This window comes from Pseudomonas sp. BIGb0558 (genome assembly GCF_024807515.1).
GTDB lineage: Bacteria > Pseudomonadota > Gammaproteobacteria > Pseudomonadales > Pseudomonadaceae > Aquipseudomonas > Aquipseudomonas yamanorum_A.
This window is the reverse complement of record NZ_JANUEW010000033.1, coordinates 37,412-51,972: the sequence shown is the minus strand read 5'-3', so window position 1 is coordinate 51,972 and position 14,561 is coordinate 37,412. Positions and strand designations below refer to the sequence as shown.

The window sequence follows — 14,561 nt, the reverse complement described above, 5'->3', positions numbered from 1 at the left end:
CAAGCCAGCTCCCACATTGGTTGGGGTTAGAAGTCGATGCTGGCCGACAACTTCGCCACGCGCGGGTCACCTTGGGTCAGGTAACCACCGAGTGCCGATTCCCAGTACTTGGTGTTGGCGACGTTCTCCACGGTGGCGCCGAGGGTGACGTCACGCTGGTCCACCTTGAAGGTGTAGCGTGCGCCCACGTCGAAGCGGTTCCAGGCGGGCAGGCTGAGGTTGTTGGCCGCGTCGGCATATTGGCCGCCGGTGCGCAGCATGCGGCCGTTAACCGTCACGCCTTGCAGGCCCGGTACATCCCAATCCACGCCGGCATTCAGCTGGAAGGTCGGTACGCCGATGGCGCGGTTGCCGTCGTTGGCGCCGTTCTGGGTGCCGTGGACTTCGGTGTGGATGATGGTGGCGCCGCCCAGCAGGCGCAGGCCGGCGATGGGTTCGCCGAACACGTTGAGTTCTACGCCTTTGTTGACTTGCTCGCCCTGGCGAACATACGTGGCGCTTAACCCGTCGGCACTAAGTTGTGAGTAACCGTCGGTTGGTTGCTCGATGCGATACACGCCCAGGGTTGCGCCATAGGTACCCATGTCGACCTTGACCCCGGCTTCGGTCTGTTTCGAGCGCGCCGGGGCGTAGGCCTGGCCGGCGTTGGTGAGTGTTTTCGTGCCGGCGGTCTGAGGCGCGGTCGGCCCCTGTGCCAAACCTTCAATATGGTTGGCATAGAACGACACATGGTCCCACGGCTTGAACACCAGGCCGTACACCGGTGTGGTGATCGACTTGTCGTAGTCGGCAGTGCGAGTGCCGGTGCCGTAGGCAAAGCCCTGAACCACCAGTTCCTGGCGGCGCAAACCGGCAGTCACCAGCAAGCGATCATCCATAAAGCCCAGGGTGTCGGAGATCGCTGCACTGCGGGCGAAGGTCTTGGCGGTGATGCCCGGGTCGTTCAGGTCGCCGCCCACGAAGCCGCCCTTGGCCGGCCCGGCAACGTCCACCGGATTATAGATATTGCTGGCGTGGCCGGTGAGATCGAAGTCATAGGCGTTGCGCGTCTGGGCCCAGATCCCGGTCAGCCCGAGGTTAAGTTTGTGGCTGACAGCGCCGGTCTGGAACTTGCCGTTCAGGCCCGCCATCAGGCTGGTGTTGTCTTCCTGGTGGGCGATGCGCGAGCCGCTGACGGTGGCGTTGCCCAGGGTGTCATTCAGCGTCACCGACGAGTAACGGCCGATCTCGTTGGTGTGCTTGGCGCCGCCGGCGATGTAGGCCGTCCAGTTGTCGTTGAGGTCGTACTCGGCGCGCAGCATGCCGAAGGTGTCTTCCAGGCTGCTGGTGCCCCAGCTCGGCGCGTAGTTGGTGTCAGCCGAAGGCGCGTTGGGGATGTGGGTCAGGTTCTGGCCAATCAGCACGGTGTTGCGCCCGCCATTGATCTGCTGTTTCGAGTAGACAAAATCCCCCGACAGGCGCAGTGCATCACCGCGATAATCCAGGCCGACCGCAAACAGCTTCGAGCGCTGGCTTTCATCATCAATCCCGGTATCGCCCTCACGCTGGGAGATATTCACCCGTGCGCCAAACCGATTGTCCTCGCCAAAACGTTGCCCGATATCCAGATGCTCGCCGACCCGGCCATCGCTGCTGATATCGGTGCTGAAACGGCGAAGCGGCACATCATCGGCGCGTTTGGGTTGCAGGTTCACACCGCCGCCAATCCCGGAGCCGCCCGGCGTCACGCCGTTGATAAAGGCGTTGGGGCCCTTGAACACTTCAACCCGTTCCAGCGCGTCGGTGGACATGATCTGGCGCGGCAGGATGCCGTACAAACCGTTGAACGAAATATCGTCGCCATTCAGCGGCAGGCCGCGAATCACAAAGGCCTGGGCCTGGTTGGCATAACCCGACGCCTGGCGCACGGACGAATCGTTGAGCAGCACATCGCCGACGTTTTCGGCCTGCTGGTCACGGATCAGTTTTTCAGTGTAGGAAGACATGCTGAACGGCACGTCCATGATGTCCTGGTTGCCCAGCACCCCCAGTTGCCCGCCGCGAGCCACCTGGCCGCCGGCGTACACCGGGGGCAGGGCGCTGGGCGTGGCCGCGTCGGCGTTGATGGTGGTGGCGCCCAATTCCAGAGCCTTGCCATCCTGACGGGTGTTCGCATCCTGCGGGGTTTCTGGAGTTGCGGCGTGAGCGGCGAGGCTCAGGGAGCAGCAAAGGGCGAGCAGGGTAGGGCGAAACGGCACAGCCAAGCGGGTGGAAATGGGCATGGTCGATCCTGACGGCGAACCGTCACTGTGAGGAAAAGGGCAACAACGTTGCGCGTCCTCGCTGCGCGGATACGACTCCAGTGCGAATGATAGTGATTGTCATTAATGTTCTGCAACAGTTTTGTGAGACTGCTCGCTGCGTGTTCGTAGGTCATTTCCGTTAAATCGCCGCGCCTTGTCACAGGCCGAGTAGAATCACGCCCTGAAAGTGATTCTTGAGGTGTGGCAAGGTGGATTTACAGCAGGGGTTTGTCCTGACCCGGCATTGGCGCGACACCCCGGCGGGCACGGAGGTCAGTTTCTGGCTGGCCACCGATCAAGGCCCAAGGTTCGTGCGCCTGCCGGTGCAGACCTCCGTGATGTTCATCCCCCAGGCCCATCGCAAGCCGGCCGAGCTGCAAGTCAAGGGTGAGCGCGGCATCGAGTTGCGCGACCTGGCGCTTTGCGACTTCCACCATCGCCCGGTGCTGGGCCTGTACACCAAACAGCATCGCCAATTGATGGACCTGGAAAAGCGCCTGCGCAAAGCCGGCATCGACGTCTACGAAGGCGATGTGCGCCCGCCCGAGCGCTACATGATGGAGCGCTTCATCACCGCGCCGGTGTGGTTCGGCGGCACGCCGGGCGAGGGCGGCATGCTGGTGGAGGCGCAGATGAAACCCGCGCCGGATTACCGCCCGCCCCTAAAGCTGGTGTCGCTGGACATCGAGACCACCGCCCAGGGCGACCTGTATTCCATCGCCCTCGAAGGCTGCGGCGAGCGCCAGGTGTACATGCTCGGCCCGCCCAACAAAACCGATGCGGTGGACTTCAAGCTCGACTACTGCGACACCCGCGCTGAACTGCTGGAACGCCTGAACCAGTGGCTCGCCACCCATGATCCCGACGCGATCATCGGCTGGAACCTGGTGCAGTTCGACCTGCGCGTCCTGCACGAACACGCCCAGCGCCTGAACGTACCGCTGCTGCTCGGCCGTGGCGGCGATGCGATGGGCTGGCGCGAACACGGCAGCCGCAATCACTACTTCGCCGCGGCGGCCGGGCGGCTGATCATCGACGGCATCGAAGCCTTGCGTTCGGCCACTTGGAGTTTCGAATCCTTCAGCCTGGAAAACGTCGCCCAGACCTTGCTCGGCGAAGGCAAATCGATCTCCACACCGTACCAGCGCATGGACGAAATCAACCGCATGTTCGCCGAGGACAAGCCGGCTCTGGCGCGCTACAACCTCAAGGACTGCGAGCTGGTGACGCGGATTTTCGAGAAGACCGAGCTGCTGAAATTCCTCCTGGAGCGGGCCAGCGTCACCGGCCTGCCGGCGGACCGCAACGGCGGTTCGGTGGCCGCGTTCACTCACCTGTACATGCCGCTGATGCACCGCCAGGGTTTCGTCGCGCCGAACCTGGGCGACAAGCCGCCCCAGGCCAGCCCCGGCGGGTTTGTCATGGACTCGCGCCCGGGCCTCTACGAATCGGTGCTGGTGCTCGACTACAAAAGCCTCTATCCGTCGATCATCCGCAGCTTTCTGATCGACCCGGTGGGCCTGATCGAAGGCCTGCGTCACCCCGAAGACAGTGAGTCGGTGGAAGGCTTTCGCGGTGCGCGGTTTTCCCGCACCCGGCATTGCCTGCCATCGATTGTCGCGCGGGTTTCCGAAGGCCGCGAAGTGGCCAAGCGCGAACACAACGCGCCGCTGTCCCAGGCCCTGAAGATCATCATGAACGCCTTCTACGGCGTACTCGGTTCCAGCGGTTGCCGGTTTTTCGACACCCGGCTGGCGTCGTCCATCACCCTGCGCGGCCACCAGATCATGCGCCAGACCCGCGAACTGGTCGAAGCCCGCGGCTATGAAGTGATCTACGGCGACACCGATTCCACCTTCGTCTGGCTTGGCAGCGCCCACTCCCAGGAAGGCGCCACGCGCATTGGCCTGGACCTGGTGCAGCACGTCAACACCTGGTGGCGCGAGCGCCTGCAGAATGAGTTCGGCCTGCAGAGCGCCCTGGAGTTGCAATACGAAACCCACTTCAGCCGCTTCCTGATGCCGACCATTCGCGGCGCGGAAGAGGGCAGCAAAAAGCGCTATGCCGGGTTGGTCACCCGCGCCGATGGCAGCGAAGACATGATCTACAAAGGCCTGGAAACCGTACGCAGCGACTGGTCGCCCCTGGCCCGGCAATTCCAGCAGGAGCTCTACCAGCGGATCTTCCACCGCCAGCCCCATCAGGATTACGTGCGCGACTACGTGCGCCGCACCTTGAGCGGTGAGCTCGACGAGTTACTGATCTACCGCAAACGCCTGCGCCGGCAACTGGGCGACTACGAACGCAACGTGCCGCCCCATGTGCGCGCCGCACGCCTGGCCGACGAATACAACGACCGCCAGGGCCGCCCGCGCCAGTACCAGAACGGTGGCTGGATCAGCTACGTGATTACCGTCAATGGCCCGGAACCGCTGGAAGTACGCCAGGCGCCGATCGACTACGACCATTACGTTACCCGGCAACTGCAGCCGGTGGCGGACGCGATCCTGCCGTTCGTAAACGACGACTTCGGCACCCTGGTGGGTGGCCAGATGGGCCTGTTCTAAAACGGCTTGCCTTGCAGCGGCGAGAGCCTGCAATCTTGGCCACTGACGACCACCAGACGGCGCAACATTCCCATGACTGAAATCACCCTGACCGGCACCACGGTCGAACTCCGCCCCCTGCAACGCGAACACTCGGCCGCCCTGGTACAGGCCGCCGCCGACGGGCAATTGTGGAACCTGAAGGTGACCAACGTGCCCGGCCCCGACACCGTCGAAAAGTACGTGGACATTGCCCTGGCCGGGCGTGAGGCGGGCACCATGATGCCGTTTGTGATCGTGCGCCGCGATACCGGCGAGGTGGTGGGCAGTACGCGGTTCTGGAAGGTCGACCGGGTCAACCGCAAGCTGGAGATCGGCCACACGTTTATCAGCCAGTCGGTGCAGAAATCCGGGGTCAACACCGAGGCCAAGCTGTTGCTGCTGACCCACGCGTTTGAAGTGATGGACTGTGTGCGAGTGCAGTTCACCACCGATGAACTGAATGAAAAATCCCGGGCCGCGATCCTGCGCCTCGGTGCGGTACAGGAAGGCATTGTGCGCCACGAGCGCATCATGCCCGATGGCCGCAAGCGCAACTCGGTGCGCTTCAGCATCATTGATCCGGAATGGCCGCAGGTTAAAGCAGGCTTGCAAGCCAGGCTGGCTCGCTAGGGCTTGTGGCTCAGCTCTTCCACCAACTCATCCATCCGGTCGGCAATCTTCGGCGTGGTCGACAACACAAAGCCTTTCTGTGTGCCCACATAGGTCTCGACGATGTACAGCGTGTCGCCCACATCCAGCCCCAGTTCCTGCAAGGCTTCGTCCGGCAGGCGAATGGCGCCGTCGCCGTCCCAGTCTTCGATCGTGACGCGTTTGCTGTGCATGATGGCTTCCCGTTGAACGAATGAACGGCCTAGCCTAACACCTCAAGCCACTGCAGGAGCCCTGGCAATGGCCACGATGGGCATCCGCAATCAAAAGAAACAATGAGGCGTCAGGTGGCTAAACGCCTTGCTTCGCGGGCGTCCTGACCTACGCTTTCTGAAGCTGTCGTAGGAATCATCCTTGAATTTGACTGTCGCAGACATGAAACTCAAGAACCCTGCATGGAATTCAAAGGAGGTGTGCATGCTCATCCGGTCGCTGACCCTGGCTACCTTGATGGCTTTTACGGGGCCGCTGCTGGCCGCGGATGATCTCAATCCGCTCAAGCAGGACCTGGGCAAGTCACGCCCGTTGGTGGTGGTGGAACTCGACTCCGGTAACCCGACGTTGACCACTCTCAAGAAACAGCTGGACGAGCCTGCCAACAAGCAGTCCTTTGAAGAGCGCAACATGGTGCTCTACACCGTATCTTTCGGCAGCATTGGTGCCGAGGGCGAGAAGTTCGCCAAGGATGCCAAGGACAACAAGAAGCTCGCACCGCCTGAAACCAACGCACTGATCCGCGCGCTCAAGCTGGGCGCCGGCAGTGGCACCAAAGTGATTCTGGTGGGCAAGGACGGCGAGAAGAAACTCGAGAAGACCGTGCCACCGGATACCCTCAACCTGGCGGATTTCTTCAGCGCGATTGACCAGATGCCCCAGGCTGAAAAGGACCTTGCCGCACCGGCTGAGCCTGAGCCTGCGGCTCCAGCGGCTGCCAAGCCTGGCGCCAAGGCTGGCAAGAACACCAAGCATCCAGCGCCCCAACCTGCACTGGATGATTGAACCCCCGCAAGAGCTGGCCAGCCGGCCTTGCGGTAGAAACTTGCAGCACTGGCGTCATGAGTCATATGATAAGCGTTATCATTTGCACTCTGCGCGCCTTTCATGTCCCCGACTTCTGCGGCAACTCCCACTGACCTGGCCACGCTTTACCAGCAGCAACACCGCTGGTTGCAGCAGTGGCTGTGGCGTCGTTTGAACTGCTCGCAGAGCGCTGCCGACCTGGCCCAGGATACCTTCCTGCGTTTGCTCGCCAAGAACCAGCCCGTTGAAGTCCTGGCACCCCGCAGCTTTCTGGCGAAGGTCGCGCAGAGCGTGCTGTCCAATCACTTCCGCCGGCAAAAGCTCGAAAGGGCCTATATGCAGGCCCTGGCCCTGTTGCCGGAAGAGTCGGCCCCCAGCGCTGAAACCCAGTGGATCCTCCTGGAAACCCTGGCTGCCCTCGACGAAGTCCTCAGCCGCCTGGCACTGCCGGTGCGCCAGGCGTTCCTCTGGTCGCAGCTCGACGGCCTCAGCCATGGCGAAATTGCCGAGCGCCTTGGCGCGAGCATCACCACGGTCAAGCGCTACATCGTCAAGGCGGGCGCCCAGTGCATCCTGCTGGACAGCCAGCGTTGATGAAGCCGTCGCCACTGTCCCTGGAAGCGGCCGAGCAGGCCATGCATTGGCAACTGGAGTTGCAGTCGCCGGATGTCAGTGAACAGACCCGTAACGACTGGCTTGCCTGGCGCCAGCAAGACCCGGCACATGAACTGGCGTGGCAGCATTCCCAACGGTTTTTCCAGCGGATGCACGACGTGCGCGCGCCGGCTCATCAGGCATTGGTGAGTGCGGCACTGCTGCCGGCATTGTCGCGGCGCCGGGTGATCAAGAACCTCGCGCTGCTGCTGGCAGCCGGCAGTGTGGCGTGGACCGCCCGGGATACCCCCTTGGTGCAGCACTGGACCAGTGACTACAGCACTGGTGTCGGCGAACAATGGCGCATCGACCTGGCGGACAACACGGAAGTCCAGCTCAATACCGACACCGCCATCGACGTGAAATACACCGAGGATGTTCGGCAGATCAGCCTGCTGCGGGGCGAAATCCTGGTGTTGCCCAACCCGGCGGACACGCGCCCGCTCTGGGTCAAAACCGCCGAAGGCCTGACCCGTGCCACCGCCAACCGCTTCAGCATTCGTCAGCGTGGCGGCTTCACCCAACTGGGCGCCGACCAGGGCGTGCTGTCGGCGCAAATCCCCATGGGCACCATCAGCCTGCAACCCGGGGAAATCATCAGCTTTGACACCAATACACTGCTGGCCCGCAGGCCCCAGCGCGACGGCGAGCTGGCCTGGAGTCGCGGCATGCTGGTCGCACAGGGGCGGCGCCTGGAAGACTTCCTTCACGAGCTGAGCCGCTACCGGCGCGGCCATCTGGCCTGTGATCCGGCCGTGAGTGACCTGCGGGTGTCCGGCACGTTCCCGCTGGGCGACACCGACCGCATCCTCACCACCCTGGGGCAAACCCTCAAGCTGGACGTGGAGCATTTCACACGGTTCTGGGTCACCCTCAAGCCGCGTCGTAACCTGGCCTGAATTTATTTTTGCCCGAGGGTGGTCCGTTTGCGTTTCTCACGAGACTCGTATCCCCAGAAGCCAACTTTACTGGGGAGCAGGGCATGCAAGCGCGACAACCGATACGTACCACATTGAAAAAGACACTGGCCGTTGCGGTGGTCCGGGGCATTGCCGGCCTGACCATGGCAGCACCGGTGCTGCTGGCGCCGGCGTGGGTGCAGGCGGCTGAGCAATACAGGTTTGATATCAAACCGGGCTCCCTGGCGGGTGCGCTGAACCAGTTTGGCCAAGTCACGCATATCCTGCTGTCGTACCCGGCGGTGCTCACCGAGGGCAAAACCAGCCCCGGCCTGCAAGGGCGGCATGACTTGGACAGCGGCCTGGCGATTCTGCTGGGCAACACCGACCTGCAAGCTGTGCACGGCAGTGCCGACAGCTATTCCCTGGAACCGCGCCCCACCGGCGGAGCCTTGCAACTGGGCACGGTGTCGATCTCCGGCAAGGCCCCGGGCTCGACCACCGAGGGCACCGGCTCCTACACCACCCAGTCCTCCAGCAGCTCGACGCGCCTGAACCTCACGCCCAGGGAAACCCCGCAATCGCTGACAGTGATGACCCGCCAACGCCTGGATGACCAGCGCCTGAGCACCCTCAGCGATACCCTCGACGCCACCCCCGGCATCATCGTGCTGCGTGACGGCCTGGGCTCGGAAAGCGACAGTTATTTCTCCCGGGGCTTCCAGGTCCAGAACTTCGAAATCGACGGCGTGCCCACCGTCACCCGCATGGACAATTACACCCAAAGCATGGCCATGTACGACCGGGTGGAAATCGTGCGCGGCGCCACCGGCCTGATCAGCGGCATGGGCAACCCAGCGGCCACCATCAACCTGATTCGCAAACGCCCGACGGCGCAAGCCCGGGCCAGCGTGACGGCCGAGGCGGGTAACTGGGACCGTTATGGCAGCGGCTTCGACGTGTCCGGCCCGCTGACCGAGACCGGCAACGTGCGCGGGCGGCTGGTGGCGGACTACAAGACCGAACACGCCTGGATCGACCGCTACAAACAGGAAACCCAACTGCTCTACGGCATCACCGAATTCGACCTGAGCGAAGACACCCTGTTGACCATGGGCTTCAGTTACCTGCGCACCGACGTCGACTCGCCGGCCCGTTCCGGCTTGCCCACACGTTTTACCGACGGCTCGCGAACCAACCTCAGTCGTTCGCTGAACACCGCGCCGGCCTGGTCCTATAACGACCATGAACAGACCAGTTTCTTCACCTCCATCGAGCAGACGTTCGATAACGGCTGGAGCGCCAAGGCCGAATTCACCCACAGCGAAAACCAGTTCGACGAGGTCTTCAACTACGTCAACGGCTCCCTCAATCGTGACGGCAGCGGCACCACTCAATTGCCGGTGCGTTTCTCCGGCACACCGCGCCAGGACAACCTCGACCTCTACGCCACCGGGCCGTTCGACTTGCTGGGGCGTGAGCATGAGTTGATCGCCGGCGTGACCCTGTCCAAATACCGCGAAAGCGTGCCCAGCTATGGAGGCTGGCACTACGACTATTCCGGTTCGCCGGCCGGTGCGATCGACAACCTGTTCACCTGGGATGGGCATTCGGCGAAGCCCGACTTCAACGTCACCGGCAAGTCCTCGGCGGATGAGAGCCAGTACGCGGCCTACCTGAGCACGCGGTTGCGGGTCACCGATGACCTCAGCGTGATCCTCGGCAGCCGGGTGATCGACTGGAAGCGTGAAACCCAGGACCGTCCGTATGTGGGCGACGCCACGCGTACCGATGAATCACAAACCGGGGTCTACATTCCTTACGCCGGGGTGGTGTATGACCTGACCGATAACTGGTCGGCGTATGCCAGCTACACCAAGATCTTCAACCCTCAGGCGACCTGGGTGCGGGACATCAACAATAAACCGCTGGAGCCGATGGAGGGCAAAGGCTACGAGGTGGGGCTCAAGGGCAGCTTCTTCGATGAACAGCTCAACACCAGCCTGGCATTGTTCAAGCTGGAGCAGGACAACCTGGCGATCTGGATCGACATCCCGGGCGGCAACACCTATCGCAACGAGAAAGGCACCACCACCGAAGGCGTGGAGCTGGAACTCAGCGGTGAACTCGCCGAAGGCTGGCAAGCCTCTGCCGGCTACGCGTACGCGGTGAGCACCGATGCGGACGACAAGCGCATCGTCACCACCTTGCCGCGCCAGAGTTTGAAGACCTTCACCACGTACCGCCTGCCGGGCGACTTGAACAAGGTCACCGTGGGCGGTGGGGTGAACTGGCAGAGCAAGGTCGGCGAGGACCTGCACACCTTCAGCCAGGGCAGCTATGCGATTGCCAACCTGCTGGTGCGCTATGACATAACGCCCAAGCTGAGCACCTCGGTCAACCTCAACAACCTGTTTGACCGGGAGTACCTCAGCTACGCGGGCAACCATGGGATGTATGGTGCGCCGCGTAACCTGATGACCAGCCTCAAGTACGACTTCTAGCGGCCGTAGGCCTGGGGTTTATGCCCCAGGCTTCTCCCCGGCCACCACCGGCGCCTTGCGCACCGGGAACGGGAAGTAGAAGAACCGCAGGAACGCCACCCGCTTGATCACCTCGCCGATCATCAACGGCACCACCACCGCCACCACCAGCCCGATAAACGCCGCCGCCACATCCGGCAACCCCAGGTGCTGCAGCAGGGCGATGGTCTTGTGCTGGATCTCGCCGTGGAAAATCAACAGGATCAGCGTCGACTGCCCGATGTAGGTCATGGCACGGGTCAATACCGCCGACGTCATCATCAACCCGGCCAGCGCCCAGCAGATGTACACACCGATCACCGCCAGGGCACTGGTCCACAGCCAATGGTCATAGCGGCGCTGGGCCAGGTCCATGGTGTCCCAGGTCGGGATGAAAATCGCGAAGTACACCACCAGCGCCACCACCATGCTCAACAGCGAACTCTGGTGTCTGCGCAGCACGTCCCGCAGCAGATAGCCGAGGATGAAATAGGTGCTGCTGATCAACGTCACATCCAGGCTGAAGGGCAGCCCCGGCATCGTCCAGGTCTGGCCGCCGACGGTGATCGGTACCTGCCAGAACCAGTCCAGGGTCCAGACCCCCAGCAGCAACTGCACGCCCACCACCACGCAGCTCCACACCAGGGACAGGCCCAGGCGTTGCATCAGCCGCAGCATCACCCAGGCAAACAGGATCGCCGCCCAGAAATGTGGCAGGAACCACAAGGCCTGCCAGGGCAGGGTATCCACCGAGGCGTACAGCACGCCGCCAATGTCGGGCAGCAGCGGTTGGCCACGCAGGAGGTCGCGCACCAATACGTACACCAGCATCGTGGTGAAGAACGGCTTGAGCAGGGCATCGGCCTTGCGCACCGCCATTTCAACAAACGGCTGCTCGGGCTTGAAGAACACCCCGGACAGGAAGAAGAACAGCGGCAGGATGAAGACCGCGAGTATCGGGTACAGCAAGTTCGGGGAATGCTCCACGAACCAGCCGTGCCCGAACACGATGATCAGGATGCCAATGCCCTTGGCAATATCCATTTGAATCCAGCGTTTTTTCACCTGACTGCTCCCACTCTATAAACCTGCCTTGCGCCACGGCTTGAGCCACAGGCCCATGCCCAGCAACACCACGGCTCCAGCCAGGGTGCTCAACCCCAGCTGCAGCCAGATACCTTGAATTCGAAACAACACCAACGCGGCCAAACCCATCACCAGCCCACTCAATACCCAGTGCCACTTCCAGGGCAGGGCACCGAGCAAGTCCTGGCGTTGCATCAACAGCAACGCGGTGCACAGCACGCCGGCGAGGGCGGCCAGCGGAATGCCCGCCAGGCCAAACACAAACGGCAGCACGCCCAGCAGCAACACGTTCACCAGGCTGCCCAACAGCTCGCAACGCAGCGGCTGGCGAGTGTCGCCAGCGGCGTAGGCATAGCGCGCCAGCAGGGCGTTCCAGGCGCCAAATACCAGCGGCACGGCAAACCAGGCCAGCAGCAGCGGCAACGGCGAATCCACCGACTGCTTCGGCAGCAGCAACGCCACCAGGCTCGGCGCCGCCGCCACCAGGCCGACGCCGGCGGGCAGGGTCAGCAGGCTGGCGGTTTCCAGACCGCGCTTGAGCAGGGCCAGGCGCTCATCGCCCTGGCGCCGGCTCATCATGCCCAGCAGCACCTGGTTGAGGCTCATCAGGGCAATCAGCGGCAGGTTCATCAGCTTGCGGGCCAGGTTGACCCAGGTCACGGCGCCTTCACCCAGCAACGACGCCACCAATCGTTCAATCAATGCCAAGCCCTGGCTGGCGCCGTTGCTCAGCAGCAACGGCCCGATGCGCCCGCCCAGTTCGCGCAATTCCAGGGTCGACGCTCGCAGCCGCCACGGCCGCCAGCCCAGGCGCAACATCGATGGCAGCAGCGCCAGGGGCATCAGCAGGCTGCCGGTGAGGCAGGCCAACGCCAGCGAATGCGGTTGCGTGGCGGTACCGGCGAGGGCGAGGTAGGTCACCGGCGGCAGGTTGAACAGCAACGAGCCGAGCCCCGCGACCACAAAGCGCTCGTTGGCCTGCAACGGAATACTGAACAGCGCATGCAGCATCAAGCCCGGCACGCTCCAGGCGAGGATCTGCAAATTGCTGCTGGCAAGGCTGGTGGCCGTCGCCGCCAGGCCCGGGCCGAGCAGTTGCACCAGCCATGGCGCGAGCAACGTCAGGAGCAGGCTGGTCACCAGCGCAATCAACAGCAGCGCCGGGAACAACACCGCCAGCCAGTCCAGGCGCTCGCCGTCCTTGCGTTGCAGGTACAGCGGCAAGGCGGCGGCACTCAGCACGCCTCCGGCCAGGGACATACGCAACGCTTCGGGCAAAAACAGCGCGATCAGGAACGCATCGCTGCGCTCGCCCGCACCCCAGGCCGCTACCAACAACCACTCACGGGCAAACCCGAGGCACAGCCCCAGCAGGGTCGCCAGGGTCAACCAGAACGCCGATCCGAGCATGCCTAGGGCCCGACGCTATCGAGCACGGGCTTGCGGTAGGACACGGTCTTGGCCTTTGGCAGGCGCGCCGGGAACAGGCGCCGCGCCTCCAGCACGTTGATCCCCACCATCAGCCAGAACAGCGCAATCATCACCAGCGCGAAGCTGAAATAGTGGTCAAAAAAGCCGCTGACCAGTGCCGACAGAATCCCCGCCGTGCTGCCCAGCCAGATCGCGTTGTCCTTGGTCAGGCGGATCGGGCCGATCTCCGGCCGGGACTCGCGCCACCAGCGCCAGGTCACGGCGATAAACAGCAGCATGCTGATCACGCCGGTCTTGTAGACGAAGTTCAGCCACAGGTTGGAAATCCCCAGCAGGTGCGTGCCCGGCACCGGCGGGTCTACCTTGAAGCCAATACCCAGCGGGTAACTGGCCACGGCCTGGGGGAACATCCGGTATTCGTCGAAGCGCACTTCGGTACTCGCGTTCTGGGCCGAGAAGATCGTCGCCAGACGTTCCTGCAACGGTGGATACGACAGCACCAGCGCCACGGCCAGCGCCACGCCGATCATCAGCAAACGCCCGGTGTACGGCACCCGCCGCGATGCCATCCAGATCAGTACCAGCGCGAGGCTGACCATCGCGCCCCGGCTACTGGCCAACAGCAGGGCTGCCGCGCCCAGGCAGGCAACGCCCAGGCCGAGGCCGCGTTTCCAGCCGGTGTTGGTGATGCCGTAGCAGAACGCCAACGGCAGCAGCAACGCCATGATCCCGCCGGTGGCATTGGGGTGCATCCATGGCGAACCCATCCGCGAGGCCATCGCCCCCAAGCCGAGGGACAGGGTGTCGAGGCTGCCGTAGTTCATCAAGGTCAGGATCGGCAGCATGCCCGAGGCCGAGCGCGAGCGGATAAACACGCCGATGGACATCACCAGCATCGCCAGGGTGCCCAGCAACAGCGCGATCACCAGGGCTTCGCGGTTTTTCTGCTCAACCAGCAGCTTGGCGGCAAGGAACAGCACCGACAGGTTCAACAACCAGCGCAACCAGTTCGCCAGGCCGCTGGCCTCGGCGGTGATGCTGACCTGGCCGACAATAAACGGCACCACGGTAAAGATCATCAGCCACATCAACATGCGGTCGGTGGGGCGCCGGGACAGCGGTGGCGCAGCCGGCAGGCGCGAGAGGAAACCATGCCAGATCACCGCCGCCCACGTCAGGGCGATCAACGCTTCGCTGACCGTACTGCGAATCCCCAGGTTGAGGGTGGAGTAGGGCATGAACGTAGCCACCAGGGCGAACAGCAGCAGCCCCCAGAACGGGAACCGCAAAATCGTCACGGCAGCGGCCAGGCCGATCACCGCCAGCACGGCCTTGGCCGGGGAAAGAAAGAGGATCAACCCACCAAACAGCAGGCCGAAGACGATGGCGACGAGGCTACCCAGTGAGATT

11 protein-coding genes are annotated in these 14,561 nt (G+C 63.2%); 6 read left to right on the top strand and 5 right to left on the bottom strand.

Features of this window, described 5'->3' with window-relative positions:
- Positions 1-26: 26 nt before the first annotated feature.
- A complete protein-coding gene (locus M2400_RS26855) occupies positions 27-2,261 on the bottom strand; it encodes a TonB-dependent siderophore receptor (RefSeq protein ID WP_259198951.1) in 2,235 nt (744 codons plus the stop codon).
- 230 nt (positions 2,262-2,491) lie between these two features.
- Here M2400_RS26855 and M2400_RS26850 point away from each other — a divergent pair, with 230 nt between their 5' ends.
- Both M2400_RS26850 and M2400_RS26845 read left to right on the top strand, forming a co-directional pair.
- The gene (locus M2400_RS26850; RefSeq protein ID WP_259198950.1) at positions 2,492-4,849 is read left to right on the top strand and encodes a DNA polymerase II; all 2,358 of its coding nucleotides are present in this window, start codon (positions 2,492-2,494) and stop codon (positions 4,847-4,849) included.
- 72 nt (positions 4,850-4,921) lie between these two features.
- Positions 4,922-5,500, top strand: a complete 579-nt coding sequence (locus M2400_RS26845; RefSeq protein WP_177116225.1) for a GNAT family N-acetyltransferase — start codon at positions 4,922-4,924, stop codon at positions 5,498-5,500.
- Here M2400_RS26845 and M2400_RS26840 read toward each other — a convergent pair.
- Positions 5,497-5,712 carry an AbrB/MazE/SpoVT family DNA-binding domain-containing protein gene (locus tag M2400_RS26840; RefSeq protein ID WP_003208231.1) on the bottom strand — a complete coding sequence of 72 codons (216 nt, stop codon included), beginning with the start codon at positions 5,710-5,712 and terminating at the stop codon, positions 5,497-5,499. The two genes, M2400_RS26845 and M2400_RS26840, sit on opposite strands and share 4 nt — an antisense overlap.
- A gap of 244 nt (positions 5,713-5,956) precedes the next feature.
- On the opposite strand from M2400_RS26840, the gene M2400_RS26835 reads away from it, so the two are divergent.
- From M2400_RS26835 to M2400_RS26820, 4 genes are all read left to right on the top strand, one after another.
- Positions 5,957-6,538: a DUF4174 domain-containing protein gene (locus M2400_RS26835; RefSeq protein ID WP_259198949.1), complete on the top strand. Its 582-nt coding sequence runs from the start codon at positions 5,957-5,959 to the stop codon at positions 6,536-6,538.
- Positions 6,539-6,640: 102 nt separating this feature from the next.
- The gene (locus tag M2400_RS26830) at positions 6,641-7,153 is read left to right on the top strand and encodes a sigma-70 family RNA polymerase sigma factor (RefSeq protein ID WP_177048763.1); all 513 of its coding nucleotides are present in this window, start codon (positions 6,641-6,643) and stop codon (positions 7,151-7,153) included.
- The gene (locus tag M2400_RS26825; RefSeq protein ID WP_177078165.1) at positions 7,153-8,112 is read left to right on the top strand and encodes a FecR domain-containing protein; all 960 of its coding nucleotides are present in this window, start codon (positions 7,153-7,155) and stop codon (positions 8,110-8,112) included. The genes M2400_RS26830 and M2400_RS26825 overlap by 1 nt, the downstream gene beginning before the upstream one ends.
- A gap of 83 nt (positions 8,113-8,195) precedes the next feature.
- A complete protein-coding gene (locus tag M2400_RS26820; protein WP_259198948.1) occupies positions 8,196-10,616 on the top strand; it encodes a TonB-dependent receptor in 2,421 nt (806 codons plus the stop codon).
- Between the two features lie 18 nt (positions 10,617-10,634).
- On the opposite strand, the gene M2400_RS26815 is transcribed toward M2400_RS26820, so the two are convergent.
- From M2400_RS26815 to M2400_RS26805, 3 genes are read right to left on the bottom strand one after another with little or no spacing between them, the layout of a single operon-like run.
- Positions 10,635-11,699 carry an acyltransferase family protein gene (locus M2400_RS26815; protein ID WP_371318598.1) on the bottom strand — a complete coding sequence of 355 codons (1,065 nt, stop codon included), beginning with the start codon at positions 11,697-11,699 and terminating at the stop codon, positions 10,635-10,637.
- Positions 11,700-11,714: 15 nt separating this feature from the next.
- A complete protein-coding gene (locus tag M2400_RS26810) occupies positions 11,715-13,130 on the bottom strand; it encodes a lipid II flippase MurJ (protein WP_177048760.1) in 1,416 nt (471 codons plus the stop codon).
- Positions 13,131-13,132: 2 nt separating this feature from the next.
- On the bottom strand, positions 13,133-14,560 hold the full coding sequence (locus M2400_RS26805) for an O-antigen ligase (RefSeq protein ID WP_177048793.1): 1,428 nt from the start codon (positions 14,558-14,560) through the stop codon (positions 13,133-13,135).
- Between the last annotated feature and the right edge of the window lies 1 nt (position 14,561).